The 14,670-nt window shown below is 73.6% G+C and carries 14 protein-coding genes; 6 read left to right on the top strand and 8 right to left on the bottom strand.

Features of this window, described 5'->3' with window-relative positions; translation table 11 throughout:
• Positions 1-34: 34 nt before the first annotated feature.
• The 5 genes from B073_RS46655 (at position 35) to lnt (ending at position 6,455) form a co-directional block, all read left to right on the top strand.
• Positions 35-340 (top strand): hypothetical protein, encoded by a 306-nt coding sequence (locus B073_RS46655; RefSeq protein WP_158690223.1) that lies wholly within the window; start codon positions 35-37, stop codon positions 338-340.
• On the top strand, positions 300-788 hold the full coding sequence (locus B073_RS0125370) for a glutathione peroxidase (protein WP_018540895.1): 489 nt from the start codon (positions 300-302) through the stop codon (positions 786-788). The genes B073_RS46655 and B073_RS0125370 overlap by 41 nt, the downstream gene beginning before the upstream one ends.
• Before the next feature lie 162 nt (positions 789-950).
• Positions 951-2,564, top strand: coding sequence for a GAF domain-containing sensor histidine kinase (locus tag B073_RS0125365; protein ID WP_018540894.1), 1,614 nt, complete (start codon positions 951-953; stop codon positions 2,562-2,564).
• Positions 2,565-2,776: 212 nt separating this feature from the next.
• Positions 2,777-4,684: an ABC transporter ATP-binding protein gene (locus tag B073_RS0125360; protein WP_018540893.1), complete on the top strand. Its 1,908-nt coding sequence runs from the start codon at positions 2,777-2,779 to the stop codon at positions 4,682-4,684.
• A 193-nt stretch (positions 4,685-4,877) separates the two neighbouring features.
• Positions 4,878-6,455, top strand: coding sequence for an apolipoprotein N-acyltransferase (gene lnt / locus B073_RS0125355; RefSeq protein WP_018540892.1), 1,578 nt, complete (start codon positions 4,878-4,880; stop codon positions 6,453-6,455).
• On the opposite strand, the gene B073_RS0125350 is transcribed toward lnt, so the two are convergent.
• Both B073_RS0125350 and B073_RS41125 read right to left on the bottom strand, forming a co-directional pair.
• Positions 6,418-7,332, bottom strand: a complete 915-nt coding sequence (locus B073_RS0125350; protein WP_018540891.1) for a Gfo/Idh/MocA family protein — start codon at positions 7,330-7,332, stop codon at positions 6,418-6,420. The two genes, lnt and B073_RS0125350, sit on opposite strands and share 38 nt — an antisense overlap.
• 70 nt (positions 7,333-7,402) lie before the next feature.
• The gene (locus B073_RS41125) at positions 7,403-8,614 is read right to left on the bottom strand and encodes an FAD-dependent monooxygenase (protein WP_018540890.1); all 1,212 of its coding nucleotides are present in this window, start codon (positions 8,612-8,614) and stop codon (positions 7,403-7,405) included.
• 259 nt (positions 8,615-8,873) lie between these two features.
• On the opposite strand from B073_RS41125, the gene B073_RS0125340 reads away from it, so the two are divergent.
• Entirely contained in the window at positions 8,874-9,491 is a 618-nt protein-coding gene (locus tag B073_RS0125340) for a TetR/AcrR family transcriptional regulator (RefSeq protein ID WP_018540889.1), read from the top strand.
• 139 nt (positions 9,492-9,630) lie between these two features.
• On the opposite strand, the gene B073_RS0125335 is transcribed toward B073_RS0125340, so the two are convergent.
• The 6 genes from B073_RS0125335 to B073_RS0125310 all read right to left on the bottom strand — a co-directional run bounded on the left by B073_RS0125335 (position 9,631) and on the right by B073_RS0125310 (position 14,224).
• Complete coding sequence (locus B073_RS0125335) at positions 9,631-10,239, bottom strand: hypothetical protein (protein ID WP_018540888.1); 609 nt, start codon at positions 10,237-10,239, stop codon at positions 9,631-9,633.
• 71 nt (positions 10,240-10,310) lie between these two features.
• Positions 10,311-10,979 carry a uracil-DNA glycosylase gene (locus tag B073_RS0125330; RefSeq protein ID WP_037812733.1) on the bottom strand — a complete coding sequence of 223 codons (669 nt, stop codon included), beginning with the start codon at positions 10,977-10,979 and terminating at the stop codon, positions 10,311-10,313.
• A gap of 242 nt (positions 10,980-11,221) precedes the next feature.
• Entirely contained in the window at positions 11,222-11,992 is a 771-nt protein-coding gene (locus B073_RS0125325; protein ID WP_018540886.1) for an SDR family oxidoreductase, read from the bottom strand.
• A gap of 43 nt (positions 11,993-12,035) precedes the next feature.
• Complete coding sequence (gene fabG, locus B073_RS0125320) at positions 12,036-12,797, bottom strand: 3-oxoacyl-ACP reductase FabG (RefSeq protein WP_018540885.1); 762 nt, start codon at positions 12,795-12,797, stop codon at positions 12,036-12,038.
• A gap of 210 nt (positions 12,798-13,007) precedes the next feature.
• On the bottom strand, positions 13,008-13,403 hold the full coding sequence (locus tag B073_RS0125315) for a DUF3037 domain-containing protein (RefSeq protein WP_018540884.1): 396 nt from the start codon (positions 13,401-13,403) through the stop codon (positions 13,008-13,010).
• Positions 13,400-14,224 (bottom strand): HipA family kinase, encoded by an 825-nt coding sequence (locus B073_RS0125310; RefSeq protein ID WP_018540883.1) that lies wholly within the window; start codon positions 14,222-14,224, stop codon positions 13,400-13,402. Before B073_RS0125310 ends, B073_RS0125315 begins: the two co-directional genes overlap by 4 nt.
• Positions 14,225-14,670 lie beyond the last annotated feature (446 nt).

The following is a 14,670-nucleotide window of genomic DNA, read 5'->3' as shown; positions in this document are numbered from 1 at the left end:
CAACTCCCGGGGCGATGTGGTGTTGAGTCCGGGCATGGACGCCAAGAAGACCGCGGGGCCTTCCTTCCACCGCATCTCGCTGCCGCACCAGCCGCCCCGGCTGCCGCCGCCCGCCGTCCGGCGGCCCGCCGAGGAGGAGACGCCGATCTTCGACCAGCTGCTCAGGGAGTGGCGGGCCGGCGAGCTGCGGCCGGCGGTCACCTGGCCGATCGACGATCCCGGGAAGACCAGGCCGGGCACGGTTGTTGGGGTCGATGACGGACGTCCCCGTCCACGGAACCGTACTGAGGAGCCCGAGCATGAGCCTGTACGACATCCCGCTGCGCACCCTGACCGGTGAGCCCGCCTCCCTCGCCGACTATCGGGGCAAGGCCCTGCTGGTGGTCAACGTGGCGTCCAAGTGCGGGCTGACCCCGCAGTACACGGGCCTGGAGCGGCTCCAGCAGCAGTTCGCCGACCGCGGTTTCAGTGTCCTGGGCTTCCCCAGCAACCAGTTCGCGGGCCAGGAGCCGGGCACGGCCGAGGAGATCGCGACGTTCTGCTCGACGACGTACGGCGTCAGCTTCCCGCTGTTCGAGAAGACCGACGTCAACGGCGCGGACCGGCACCCGCTGTACGCCGAACTGACCGCCACCCCGGATGCCGAGGGAACGGCCGGCGACGTCCAGTGGAACTTCGAGAAGTTCCTCATCGACCACACCGGCGCGGTGGCCGGCCGCTTCCGCCCGCGGACGGAGCCGGAGGCGGCGGAACTGGTGGCGGCTATCGAGGCGGCACTGCCGGCCTGAGCCGCGGCGTCCCGGCGGCGGGCCGGGCCGGTGGGCGGCGCCGGTCCGGCCCGGGCGGTGGTGCGGTCGTCGTCCCGATGTCCCTCTTCCGGGCGAATTAGACTGGTCGCAGCCGTATCGTTTCGCCTCGTTTTGTGCTGGGCCGAACCAGAAGCCGTCTTCATGCCGCCTGCGTCGCCGTTCCCCGATCCCACCGACCCGCACGCCGGGGCCGGGGTCGAGGGCTCGGCGGCGGAGCTCGCCGAGCAGACCGCGCAGAGCCTGCGGCATCTGGCCGGCGGTCCGCTGTCCCGGCTGCCGCAGCTGCTGGAGGCGATGGTCGCCATCGGCTCCGACCTGGACGTGCACCGGGTGCTGCACCGGATCGCCGAGACCGCCGCGTCGCTGACCGGCGCCCGCTACGCGGCCGTGGAGGTGCTGGACGAGGACGGCGACGGGCTGCGCGACCTGATCACCCACGGCAGCCCGCCCGAGGGCCGGCCGTCCGCCCCGTTCGCCCTCCGGGTGCCGATCAAGGTGCAGGGCGAGCTGTTCGGGAGCGTCTTCCTGGCGGGGAAGGCGGACGGCGCCGCGGCAGGGTCGGCTGCGCGCGCCGGGCGGTTCGGCGAGGTGGACCTCCAGCTGCTGCGGGTGCTGGCCACCGAGGCCGGGATCGCCATGGGCAACGCCCGGATGCATGCCGCGGCCCGGCAGCGCAGGCGCTGGATCGACGGTGCGGCGTCGGTGACCACCGCGCTGCTGGCCGGGCCGGAGACCGGTTCCACGACCGAGCACGCGCTGACGGTGGTCGCCGAGAAGGGCCGGGAGCTGGCCGAGGCGGCGACCGGCGCGGTGCTGCTGCCGCAGCCGGACGGCGCGATGGAGGTGGTGGCGATCTCCACGGAGCTGCCCGAGTCCGTGCGCGCGGAGGCGTACGGGGGCACGATCCCGCCGGAGAGTCCGGTGCTGCACCGGATCCACGCCGGGCAGGCGGTCTTCTCCGACGACTTCGCCGCCGATCCCCGCTCGATCTCCCCGCTGTCGCGCCATTACGGACCGACGATGCTGCTGCCGCTGCGCAGCGGCGGGCGAGTGTTGGGCGCGCTGGCCCTGTGCCGGGCGTCCGGCGGGCCCCGTTTCACGCAGCTGGAACGGACGCTGGGCACCCAGTTCGCGTCACAGGCGGCGCTGGCGCTGGTCCTGGCCGACCGCCACCGCGACCGGGAGCGGCTCGCGGTCTACGAGGACCGGGACCGGATCGCCCGGGATCTGCACGACCTGGTGATCCAGCGGCTGTTCGCCACCGGGATGCTGCTGGAGAGCGCCCAGCGGACCGCGGTCCTCCCGGAGGTCAAGGAGGGCGTGGGGCAGGCGGTCGACGAGTTGGACGCGACGATCCAGGAGATCCGCACCGCGATCATCGCGCTCCAGCAGGGGCCGCCGGAGGCGCCGGCCGGGCCGCGCACCCGGATTCTGCGGGAGGCCGGCGCGGCCACGGCGGTGCTGGGCACCCGGCCGTCGGTGCAGTTCGTCGGGCCGGTGGACGCGCGGGTCGGCGCGGAGTGCGCGCGCGAGCTGGTGGCCGCGGTCGGGCGGGCGCTGGCGGAGGTGGCACGGACGGCGACCTCGGCCCGGGTCGTCGTGGACGCGACCGCCACGCTGGCCGACGGCCGGGAGGGGGTGCGGATGACGGTGACGGGCGAGGGCGGTGAGGACGGTGACGGCGGTGGGGACGGTCAGGAGCGTGCGAACGGTCCGGCCGCGCCGGTGGTCTGGGAGAGGCCCCTTCAGCCGTAGGACCGGGGCCCCTGACGCACGGCGGGTCCCGTGGCACACGGCGGGCGGTGTGGCCGCGGCGGCCCGGTTGCGGGACAGGGCGCGGTCCGGGTCGCCCCCTGGGGTGACGGTGAGCGGAATCCCTTGACCTCAAGATTGGTTGAGGTTCTAGGTTCTTTCGTGTCGCCGGCCCTCACGGCGATCCCGTGACGACCGGCAAACAGGAGGCCGCGATGGACATGGAAGTCACCGCCTGGCATTCGCTGCACAGCACGATGATGGCCCAGCGGGGCAGGCACCGCTTCTCCCGGGGGACGTTGCGCCGGATCGCGGCCTTCGCCCGCCCGCACCGCCGGATACTGGTGTGGTTCCTGGTGCTGAGCACCGTCACCGCGCTGCTCGCGGTGGCGACCCCGCTGCTCGCCGGGCGGGTGGTGGACGCGATCGTCGGCGGCAAGTCGGCCGGGCTGGTCGTGGAGCTGTCCGGGCTGATCGCGGCCATCGCGCTGGCCGAGGCGGGGCTGGGGCTGCTGACCCGCTGGCTGTCGGCGAGCATCGGCGAGGGCCTCATCCTCGACCTGCGCACCACCGTCTACGACCACGTCCAGCGGATGCCGATCGCCTTCTTCACCCGCACTCGCACCGGGGCCCTGGTCAGCCGGCTCAACAACGATGTGATCGGCGCCCAGCGGGCGTTCAGCGACACCCTCTCCGGAGTCGTCAGCAACCTCGTCACGCTGCTGCTCACGCTCGGCGTGATGCTCAGCCTCTCCTGGCAGATCACGCTGATCGCGCTGGTGCTGCTGCCGGTGTTCGTACTGCCCGCCCGGCTGGTCGGCCGGCGGCTGGCGGCGCTGCGGCGGGAGGGCGCCGACCACAACGCCGCGATGGGCACCCAGATGACCGAGCGGTTCTCCGCGCCCGGTGCCACCCTCGTGAAGCTGATGGGCCGGCCGGCCCGCGAGTCCGCGGAGTTCGCCGCCCGGGCCCACCGGGTGCGCGACATCGGCGTCCGCTCGGCGATGGTCCAGACGTACTTCGTCACCGCGCTCACCCTGGTCTCCGCGCTGGCGCTGGCCGTGGTCTACGGGCTGGGCGGTTTCCTGGCGCTGCGCGGGCAGTTGGAGGCGGGCGCGATCGTCTCGCTGGCCCTGCTGCTCACCCGGCTCTACGCCCCGCTGACCGCGCTGTCCGGTGCGCACATCGAGGTGATGAGCGCGCTGGTCAGCTTCGAGCGGGTCTTCGAGGTGCTGGACCTGGAACCGCTGATCACCGAGCGGCCGGACGCCCGGCCGGTGCCGGAGGGCCCGGTGTCGGTGGAGTTCGACGCGGTGCACTTTGGCTACCCGTCCGCCGACAAGGTGTCGCTGGCCTCCCTGGAAGAGGTCGCCACCCTCAACACCCGGGGCGGCGAGGAGGTCCTGCACGGCGTCTCCTTCCGCGCCGAGCCGGGCCAGATGGTCGCCCTGGTCGGCTCCTCGGGCGCCGGCAAGTCCACCATCGCCCAGCTGCTGCCGCGGCTGTACGACGCGGATTCCGGTGCGGTGCGGCTGGCCGGCGTCGACGTCCGCGAACTGTCCGCCGCCTCACTGCGGGACACCCTGGGCATGGTCACCCAGGACGGCCACCTCTTCCATGACTCCATCCGGGAGAACCTGCTGCTGGCCGCCCCCGAGGCCACCGAGGACGCCCTATGGGACGCGCTGCGCCGGGCCCGCCTGGACCAGCTGATCGCCTCGCTGCCCGACGGCCTGGACACCGTCGTCGGCGAACGCGGCTACCGCCTCTCCGGCGGCGAACGGCAGCGGCTGACCATCGCCCGGCTGCTGCTGGCCCACCCCCGGGTGGTGATCCTGGACGAGGCCACCGCCCACCTGGACAACACCTCGGAGGCAGCCGTCCAGGAGGCGCTCACCGAGGCGCTGGAGGGGCGGACCGCGCTGGTCATCGCCCACCGGCTGTCGACCGTGCGGGCCGCCGACCTGATCCTCGTCGTCGAGGGCGGCCGGATCGTCGAGCGGGGGACGCACGAGACGCTGCTGGCGGCCGGCGGCCGGTACGCCGAGCTGTACCGGACCCAGTTCGCCGCCGCGGACGCCGGCCCGGAACTGTTGTCCCCCGCCCCTTCGCTGGTGAACTGACGGCACCGGCTGCCGACCGGTCGGGAGGCCCTCGCCCCTTGGGCGGGGGCCTCGGCGCACCCACGACGCGAGCGGCGATCCGGGTGCACGAGAAGTGGCGGAAGCCCGGGAGGGCTGACAACCCTTGAGCGTGGCAAGAGATATCGACGGGACGCACCGAACGTTGGGCCAGGCACGGCGACAGGGAGCCCGTATGGACATACCGCTCGGCCACCGGACACGGGAGGCCGGTTCCCTCTGGGTCCGCGGCCCGGCCGCCGCGCTCGCGGGCGCGCTGCCCGCCCTCGCCTTCCCCGCGCCGTCCTGGTGGTGGCTGGCGTACGGAGCACTGGTGCCGTGGCTGCTGCTGGTGCGGTCGGCGCACACCGCCCGGCGGGCCGCGGTGTACGGGTGGCTGGGCGGTGCCGGCTTCATGCTGGCGGTGCACCACTGGCTGCTGCCGAGCCTGCATGTCTTCATCCTGGTGCTGGCGCTGCTGCTGGGGGCGCTGTGGGCGCCCTGGGGGATGCTGGTGCGGGCGCTGCTGGGCGGGGCGCCGTCCGCCGGGCGGGCCGCCGCCGCGCTGGTGCTGGTGCCGTCCGGCTGGCTGATGGTCGAACTGGTCCGTTCCTGGGAGTACTTGGGCGGACCGTGGGGGCTGCTGGGCGCCAGCCAGTGGCAGGTGCCGCCCGCGCTACGGCTGGCGTCCCTCGGCGGGGTGTGGCTGCTGAGCCTGCTGATCGTGGCGGTGAACACCGCGCTGGCCGGGCTGATCGCCGTCCCCGCGGCCCGGGTGCCGGCCGTCGCGGGCCTGCTGGTGTGCGTGCTGGCCGGCACCGCGGTCTGGCTGTGGGCGCCGCTCCCCCGGCCCGCCGGGACGGTGCGGATCGCGATCGTCCAGCCGGGCCCCGGCGGTACGCCCACCCAGCGGCTGGCCCGCAGCGAGGCGCTCACCAGTGCGCTGGCGGGCCGCGGGGTGCGCCTGGTCGTCTGGGGCGAGAGCAGCCTCTACCAGGACCCGGCCGACCATCCGGCGCTCGCCGCCCGGCTGGCCGCGCTGTCCCGGCGCACCGGCGCCGACCTGCTGGTGAACGCGGACGCACCGGACCACGCCCGCACCGGGATCTCCAAGAGCGCGGTGCTCATCGGCCCGACCGGCCCGACCGGCGACCGCTACGCCAAGATGCGGCTGGTGCCGTTCGGCGAGTACATACCCGCCAGGTCCCTGCTGGGCTGGGCGACGAAGGTGGGCAAGGCCGCCGCCAGCGACCGCCGGCGGGGCACCCACCAGGTGGTGATGGCACTCCCCGCCGCGGCCGGTCTGCGGGCCGGTCCGCTGGTCTGCTTCGAGACCGCCTTCCCGGACATGAGCCGCCGGCTGGCCGCCGACGGCGCGCAACTGCTGGTGGCCCAGTCCTCGACCGCGACGTTCCAGGACAGCTGGGCGCCGGCCCAGCACGCCTCCCTGGGGGCCTTGCGCGCCGCGGAGACCTGGCGCCCGATGGTGCACGCCACGCTCACCGGCGTCAGCGCGGTGTACGGGCCACGGGGCGAACCGGTCGGCGAGCGGCTGGGCACCGACCGCACCGCGGCGGCCGTCTACGACCTGCCGCTGGCCCGCGGCACCAGCCCGTACACCCGGTGGGGCGACTGGGCGGTCCACGGGGCGGTCGCCGCACTGCTCGCCTACGGGGCGATCGAGGCGGGCCGGGGCGTCCGGCGCCGCCGCGTCGACCGCTCGGCCGGGCCCGGGACTAGCGCCGGGCGGCAGCCTGTGCGAGCGCCTCGGTGACTACCCGTTCGCACAGTTCGTGGGTGCGCAGCGCGTCCCGGGCCGACGGCCGCCGCCCGGCCCGGACGTCGTCCAGGAAGGCCAGCACGATCTGCTCGATGCCCCGCTGACGGGCCACCGGCTCCCAGTCGCCGCGGCGGCGGATGCTCGGCTGCCCCTGGTGGTCGACGACCTCGGCGAGGTTGACGACCTGGCGGCGGGCGTCCTGGCCGGAGACGTCGAGGAGTTCCTCGACCGAGCCGCTGCGGCGGTTCATGGTGCCGAGGGCGGTGAACCCGTCGCCGGACAGCTGGAGCACCACATGGTCCATCAGGCCGTCCCGCACCCGGGCCCGGACGTCGACGTGCTCGATCTCGCCGGGCACGAGGAAGCGCAGGGTGTCGACGACGTGGATGAAGTCGTCGAGGACCAGCGTGCGGGGGTCCTCGGGCAACCCGGTGCGGTTCTTCTGGAGCAGGATCAGGTCGCGGGGGTGCTCCAGGCACTGCGCGTAGCCGGGGGCGAAGCGGCGGTTGAAGCCGACGGCCAGGCCGACCCCGCGCTCCTCGGCGAGGGCGACGATCCGCCGGGTGTCGGCGATGTCGTAGGCGATCGGCTTGTCCACGTAGGTCGGCACGCCGGCCTCGATCAACCGGGTCACCAACTCGGGGTGGGCGACGGTCGCGGCATGGACGAAGACGGCGTCCGGCGCGGCGGCGAGCAGCCCGTCCAGGTCGGCGTGGAGCTGCCGCCCGGTCAGCCGGTAGGCGTCCCCGGCCTGTTGCAGCGCCGCCGGGTTGCGGGTCTGCAGATGCAGCTCGATCCCGGGCTGTGCGCCCAGTACGGGGAGATACGCCTTGCGCGCGATGTCCCCGAGTCCGATGCAACCGACCTTCACTCGACTTCTCCCTTGGTTCCGCGGTCCGGCGCCCTGCCCCGTCACCCGTCCGGGCACCTGGTCACGCAGCTTACGGGGCGGTCGGCGGCCGCCAGTCGGCGATGCCGTCCAGGCCGCGCAGCGCGAGGTCGGGCGCCAGGCGGGCGGTGGCCGCGAGCAGGGCGCCGCGCAGCGCGCAGGCGGGCCGGGACCGCCAGGTGGTGAGCCGGCCGATCCGCCCCGACCGGCGGACCACGGCCATGGTGCGGGGCAGCCGCTGCCGGGTGTAGGCGGCGAGCGCCGGAGCGAGGGCGGCGTCCGGGGCGGCCTCGTGGGCGAGGACCACGGCGTCCTCGACGGCCTGGCAGCCGCCCTGCCCGAGGTTGGGCGTCATGGGGTGCACCGCGTCGCCGAGCAGTGCGACCCGGCCGCGGTGGAAGGCGGGCGGCGGGGCGGCCGCGGCGTACACGTCGTTACGGAGGACCGCGGCCGGGTCGGCGGCGGCCAGCAGCTGCGGGACAGGCCGGTGCCAGTCGCCGAACCGCCGTAGCAGCTCGGCCCGTTGGTCGCCGCCGTCCCGGTCGCCGCCCGGCGGAACGGCCGCGGTGGCGTACGCGTAGATCCGCCCGTCGTGCAGCGGCAAGGTGCCCCACAGGCCGCCCGGCCCCCACGTCTCGTGCGCGGTGTCGGGATCGGCGAGCCCGGCGGCGTCGACGGCGGGCACCACGAAACGCCAGGTGGTGAAGCCCGCGTAACGGGGCGCGGGGTGGGCGGGGAAGAGCGCCCGGCGGACGGCGGAGTGGATGCCGTCGGCGGCGACGACGAGGTCGGCGGTCAGCTCCGCCGGTTCGCCGTCCGGGCCGGCGGTCCGGACCCGGGCGGGCCGGTCGTCGCGCAGTGGATCGCCGGCGTCCATGAGGGTGGCCGGGGCGCCGGTGCGGACCGCGGCGCCGGGCAGGCGGCCGGCGAGCAGGGCGACCAGATCGGCACGGTGGACGACCACGACGGGGCCGCCGAACCGCCGGACGGCGGCCGCGTTGTCCGTGCGGGCCAGCAGCCGCCCGTCGGGCCGGCGGATCTCGCCCGTCAGCTGCCGGGAGGCCATGGCGCGGACCGCGTCGCCGACGCCGACGGTGTCCAGCGCGCGCTGTGCGTTGGGGGCCAGCCCGATGCCCGCGCCGACCGGCTCCAGGGCGGCGGCCCGTTCCAGTACGGTCACCCGCCAGCCCCGCCGGTCCAGGGCCACCGCGGCGGTGAGCCCGCCGATTCCGCCGCCGATCACGATCGCGGTGCGTTCCCGCATGTCGCAGCCTCCTTGTGTGCCGAAGTCGCCGAGCCGCATGTCCAGGTGCTGACATGCCGATAGATCGATCTGCCGACGTGCCGACGTGCCGACGTGCCGACGTGCCGACAGCATGACTACATCTGTAGTAGCGGCGCGAGTGAGACTACACCTGTAGTTGCATGATGGTGAACAGAGGTCGCGAGAGGTGTGACAGGTGCGAGAAGTGTCGCACTACGCCCGTAGTTCCCGCGTCCCGGCCCGCGCTAGGCTCCCCTGCATGAACGCCCGTACCGCCGCCGCGTCGTCCGCTCCGCTCCCCCGGCACCGCCTGATCGCCGACACCGCCCTGACCCTGCTCGCGGAGCGGGGCATGCGGGGGCTGACGCACCGCGCCGTCGACGAGGCGGCCGGGCTGCCGCAGGGCTCCACGTCGAACCTCGCACGGACCCGGGCGGCGCTGCTGACGGCCGCGGTGCGACGGCTGGCCGAGCGCGAGGCGGCGGTGCTGGCGCCGGATGAGATGCCGGGCGTCGCCGACCCGGCGGCCGGCTCCCCGGCGGCGCTCGCGGAGGCGCTGGCGCTCGCTCTGCACCGCTATCTCTCCCGCCACCGGACGTTGCTGATCGCCCGCTACGAGCTGGCGCTGGAGGCTACCCGCAGGCCGGAGTTGCGGGAGGTCTACGACGGAGCGGGCCGGGCCTTCAGGGAGCCGGCGGAGGCGCTGCTGAGGGCGGCCGGTTCGCGCGCGCCGGAGCGGCAGGCGCTGGCCCTGGTGGCGTGGTGCGACGGGGTGCTGTTCTCCTGCGTCGCGGGGCAGTTCCATGCCGCGGTGCCGACCCGCGACGCGCTGCGCGCCTCGTGTGCGGAACTGCTCGACGGGATGCTGCGCGGCTGAGCCGGGGACCGGCGCGGCCCGCGGCGGGCGGGGACGGCGGCCCGCCGACCCAGCAACGGACAGGGACTGTGCCGGCGTAGCCGATGACCGGCAGGGACGGCGCGGATGTGACCGGCACCGGGCAGGCCGGCCCGCAGCGCTATCGGGGCGGCCCCGAGGTGCCCTCGATGCGCAGTTCCAGACGCTCGATCGCGTCGGTGAGGCGCCGCCGGTAGTCACCCTCGGCGAGGGTGCGCACCGAGGCGCGAGCCCGCCGGAGCTGGGCGCGGGCGTCGGCCGGGCGGTCGAGTCCGGCGTAGTCGGCGGCGAGATTGAGGTGCAGGGCGGGGAAGAACGCCCGGACCGCGGCGAAGGGGTGGCGGGGGCCCGGCCCGACGGCGGTGCCCGCTTCGCCGACCGTCGCGGTCCCGGTGGCTGGCTCGGCCGCGGGCTCCGCGGCCCGGGCCCGCGGGGGCCGCTCCGTGACGAAGCCCTCCGCCTCCTCCAGGGCGCGCAGGTTCCAGTCCAGGGCGTCCCGGGGGTCGTCCTGGGTGCCGGCCATGTAGTGCGCAAGGGCACAGCGATGGAAGGCGTCGCCGCGCGGGCCGATCTCCTGCCACAGGGCGGCCAGGCGGTTGCGGGCCTCCTCCCGGTCGCCGGCGCGGTGCAGCATGATCGCTTGGCCGATCCGGGTCAGCATGCGGTCCTCGTGCTCCGCCTCCCGTCGCTGCTCCGCCACCGCACACTCCCCGTCCTCGATCGCCGCCACCGTTGGCTCCCCCCGACGCTAACCGCCGGGGGGAAGCTCCGCGCGGTGTGCGCGACGCACCGGGTGGCGGATCAGCCCAGGTCGGGGATGCGCCAGTCGATGGGGGCGTGGCCCTGGGCGGCGATCGCGTCGTTGATCTGGGTGAAGGGGCGGGAGCCGAAGAACTTCTTCGCGGACAGCGGGGAGGGGTGCGCGCCCTGGACCACCGCGTGCCGCTCCTGGTCGATCAGCGGCAGCTTCTTCTTGGCGTAGTTGCCCCAGAGGACGAAGACGGCCGGGTCCGGACGGCTCGCGACGGCGCGGATCACCGCGTCGGTGATCTTCTCCCAGCCCTTGCCCTTGTGGGAGTTGGCCTCGCCCTCGCGGACGGTGAGAACGGCGTTCAGCAGGAGGACGCCCTGCTGGGCCCAGGGCATCAGATAGCCGTTGTCCGGAACCGGGTGGCCGAGCTCCTCCTTCATCTCCTTGTAGATGTTGCGCAGCGACGGCGGCGTCTTGATCCCGGGCTGCACGGAGAAGCACAGACCGTGGCCCTGGCCGGCGCCGTGATACGGGTCCTGGCCGAGGATGAGCACCTTGACCTGGTCGTAGGGCGTGGCCTCCAGCGCCGCGAAGACCTGCTCACGGGGCGGGTAGACGGGGCCGGCCGCGCGCTCCTGCTCGACGAAGTCGATCAGCTCCTTGAAGTAGGGCTTCGCCAACTCCTCGCCCAGGACCCCGCGCCAGGACTCGGGCAGCATGTCGGTGACCACGTCAACAACCTCCGGTGTGCGTTCCGTTCTCTCTCAGAACCTACCGGCGACCACTGACAATCCCCGCCGCGGGCCGTCCGCCGGCGCCCTCGGCGGTATTCCCGGCTCCGCGGGCGACGCCCAGCGGGCCCGCCGGCACCACCCTCACCGGGCTGGGCCGGGCTGAGCTGAACTGGACGAGGTCGGCCCGGGCCGGACCGGGGGCCGCCGACCGCAGCGGCCCCCGGCCGTCACACCCCGGCGTTCAGGAAGAGCCCGCCGTCCACGACGAGGTTCTGCCCGGTGATCCAGCCGGACGCGTCGGACAGCAGGAAGGCCGCGGCCCCGCCGATGTCCTCCGGGACGCCCAGCCGCCCCATCGGGTAGCCGGCGGCCGCCTCCTCCTCGCGGTTCTCGTAGAGGGCCGCGGCGAACTTGGTCTTGATCACCGCGGGGGCGATGGAGTTGACCCGTACCGCCGGCGCGAACTCGTGCGCCAGCTGGAGCGTGAGGTTCACCATGGCGGCCTTGCTGATGCCGTACGCACCGATGAACGGCGAGGGCGCCACCCCGGCGATCGAGGCGATGTTGACGATCGCGCCGCCGTTCTCCTTCTGCCAGGCGTGCCAGGTGCGCTGGGCGAAGCCGAGCGCCGAGACGACGTTGGTCTCGAAGACCTTGCGCGCCACATTGAGGTCGAGGTCGGCGATCGGGCCGAACACCGGGTTGGTGCCGGCGTTGTTGACCAGATAGTCGACCCGGCCGAAGGTCTCCATGGCCCGCTCGACGGCGGTGGCCTGGTGCGCCTCGTCGTGGGCCTTGCCGGCGACGGTGAGCACCCGGTCGGCGCCGAGCTTCTCGGCGGCCTCCTTGAGGGCGTCCTCGTTGCGACCGGTGATGACGACCCGGTCGCCGCGGGCCACCAGGGCCTCGGCGATGCCGTAGCCGATACCGCGGCTGGCCCCGGTGATCAGCGCCACCTTGCCGGAGGGCGCCGGAAGCCCGCTGTCCTGCTCTGTCATATCCCGTCCTCCTGCTCGTGTGCTCCTGCGGTCGGTCCGGCGGTCAGCACAGCGGGCCGCCGGCGACGTACAGCACCTGGCCGGAGACGAACCCGGCCGCCTCGCCGGTGAAGAAGGCGATGGCGTTGGCGATGTCGTCCGGGTTGCCGACGCGCTGCACCGGGATCTGGGTGGCGGCCGCGGTCTTGAAGTCCTCGAAGTCCATCCCCACCCGCGCGGCGGTGGCGGCGGTCATGTCAGTGGCGATGAAGCCGGGGGCGACGGCGTTCGCGGTGATGCCGAACTTGCCGAGTTCGATGGCGAGGGTCTTGGTGAAGCCCTGGAGACCGGCCTTGGCCGCCGAGTAGTTGACCTGGCCGCGGTTTCCGAGCGCCGAGCTGGAGGAGAGGTTGACGATCCGCCCGAACTTGGCGTCCACCATGTGCTTCTGACAGGCCCGCGACATCAGGAACGCACCGCGCAGGTGGACGTTCATGACGGTGTCCCAGTCGGTTTCGCTCATCTTGAACAGCAGGTTGTCGCGGAGCACGCCCGCGTTGTTGACGAGGACGGTGGGTGCGCCGAGCTCCGCCGTGACCCGTTCGACCGCGGCCGCCACCTGGTCGCCGTCGGAGACGTCGCAGCCGATCGCGACGGCCTTGCCGCCGGCCGCGGTGATCTTCCCGACGGTGTCCTTGCAGGCCGCCTCGTCGAGGTCGAGTACGGCGACGGCGCGGCCCTCGGCGGCCAGGCGGACGGCGGTGGCCGCGCCGATGCCGCGGGCCGCGCCCGTCACGATGGCGACACGCTGCTCGGTGGTGGACATGCGGGTTCTCCTCACCCTCGATCGTCGATACCTCGAACACCAGCGGCCGGCCCCCGATCCAGGTGAGCAACCGCTTAGTAGCCTCAGCAGGGCTGACGCTAGAAGCCCGGCCACCCCCTGTCAACGCCCCACCACCGCACGCCGGTCGCAAACAGCGCGCGGGGCGGGTCCCCGAAGGAATCCGCCCCGCGCACCGTGCCCGGCACGCTCTCACCGCACCAGCAGGTCCAGCAGCCGCTCCGCCTCCACCGTGGGATCGGCGGTCAGACCGGTGTGCACCGGCCCCGGCTGGACGATCGTGCTGCGCGGCGCGATCAGCCACCGGAAGCGCTGCCCCGGATCCTCGCCGGCGGCCTGACCGGCCCGTGCACCACCCGCGCAGACGCCCTCCACGGCACCCAACGCGGCCCGTACACCGGCCATGTCCACCTCGGGGTCCAGCGCCAGCAGCCGGGCCTCGTCCAGATGCGTACGGGCCTCGACGAACCGCCGCGCGCGGCAGTACACCACCACCCCCGCGTTGATCATCTCTCCGCGCTCGACCCGCGGTACGACCTTGAGCAGCGCGTACTCGAAGACGTCGCGCCCGTTGTGCAGTCCGCTCACTTCACGGCCCTCCGCGGCAACTTGCCCGCCAGCCACTCCGGTGCCTGCGACGGCCGGTCCTTCGTCGGCTCCCCGACGGTGATCTGTTCACTGACGGTCCGCGCCCGGGCCAGCAGCGTGCGCACATACGCCGCGCGCAGCTCCTCCGGCGAGTCGAAGCCGGGCTCGTCCACCAGCCACTCGTCGGGCACGTCGGCGGCGATCCCGTCGAGCAGTTCCTCGGTGATCAGCGGCGCGAACTCCTCGGCCGCGGCGGCCACATCGGGCCCGAACGTGGCCAGCGCGTGGTCGGAGGCGTCGTACGGCCGGGCCGACGCCTTCTGGGCGGTCGGCCAGTTGTGGTGCCAGATCATCGCCGCACCGTGGTCGATCAGCCACAACTCCCCGTGCCACACCAGCAGGTTGGGGTTGCGCCAGGACCGGTCCACGTTGTTGATCAGCGCGTCGAACCACACCACCCGGCCCGCCTCGCGCGCGCTCACCTCGAACGCCAGCGGATCGAACCCCAGCGACCCGGGGAGGTAGTCCATCCCCAGATTCAGCCCCCCGCTGGCCTTCAGCAGCGCCTGGACCTCCTGGTCCGGCTCGCTCAGCCCGATGACCGGATCGAGCTGCATCCGCACCAGCTCCGGCACCCGCAGCCCGAGCCGCCGCCCGAGCTCACCACAGATCACCTCCGCGACCAGGGTCTTCCGCCCCTGCCCGGCCCCGGTGAACTTCATGATGTAAGTCCCGAGATCGTCCCCCTCGACAATCCCCGGAAGCGACCCGCCCTCACGCAAGGGCGTGACATAGCGCGTCGCGACGACCTCCCTCAGCATTTTCCCAGGCTCCACGAAGCTTTTTCCTTAGATTTCACGGTCAACTCCACAGTGGCGCACATCAGCAGACCGCCCACTCTCAGCCCTGGAGAGAATCTGGGGAGTTTCGACTGGCGCGTGCCCATCCCGCTCCCCTCCGAACAGCCCGTCGATGGCGGTCCGCCCTCTATTTCCGGCTTCCGGCATGAAGCGAGCATAGTAACCGAGCGTGATGGCCGGAGAGGAGTGCCCGAGCTTGTCTGCCGTCGGCGAATCCAGACACCAGAAGCGGCATCACCCGGTCCTACCGCTGGCCATCTGGAGCGAGGGCGTCGGAGTCCCTACCGCAGAACCTGCAGCCGGCCTCGCCGACCGCAGCCTGGTCGCCAGCCGTTGGCCAGCTCGCTCAGATGCTCACGCCCGCCGCATCGCAGGGCAGTACTTGGCAGATCTCGGCGTCGGCCGAA

Origin of the sequence: Streptomyces sp. MspMP-M5 (assembly GCF_000373585.1) — a bacterium.
Lineage (GTDB): Bacteria > Actinomycetota > Actinomycetes > Streptomycetales > Streptomycetaceae > Streptomyces.
The sequence above is the reverse complement of the archived record's forward strand: the minus strand, read 5'-3'. Positions and strand labels throughout refer to the sequence as shown.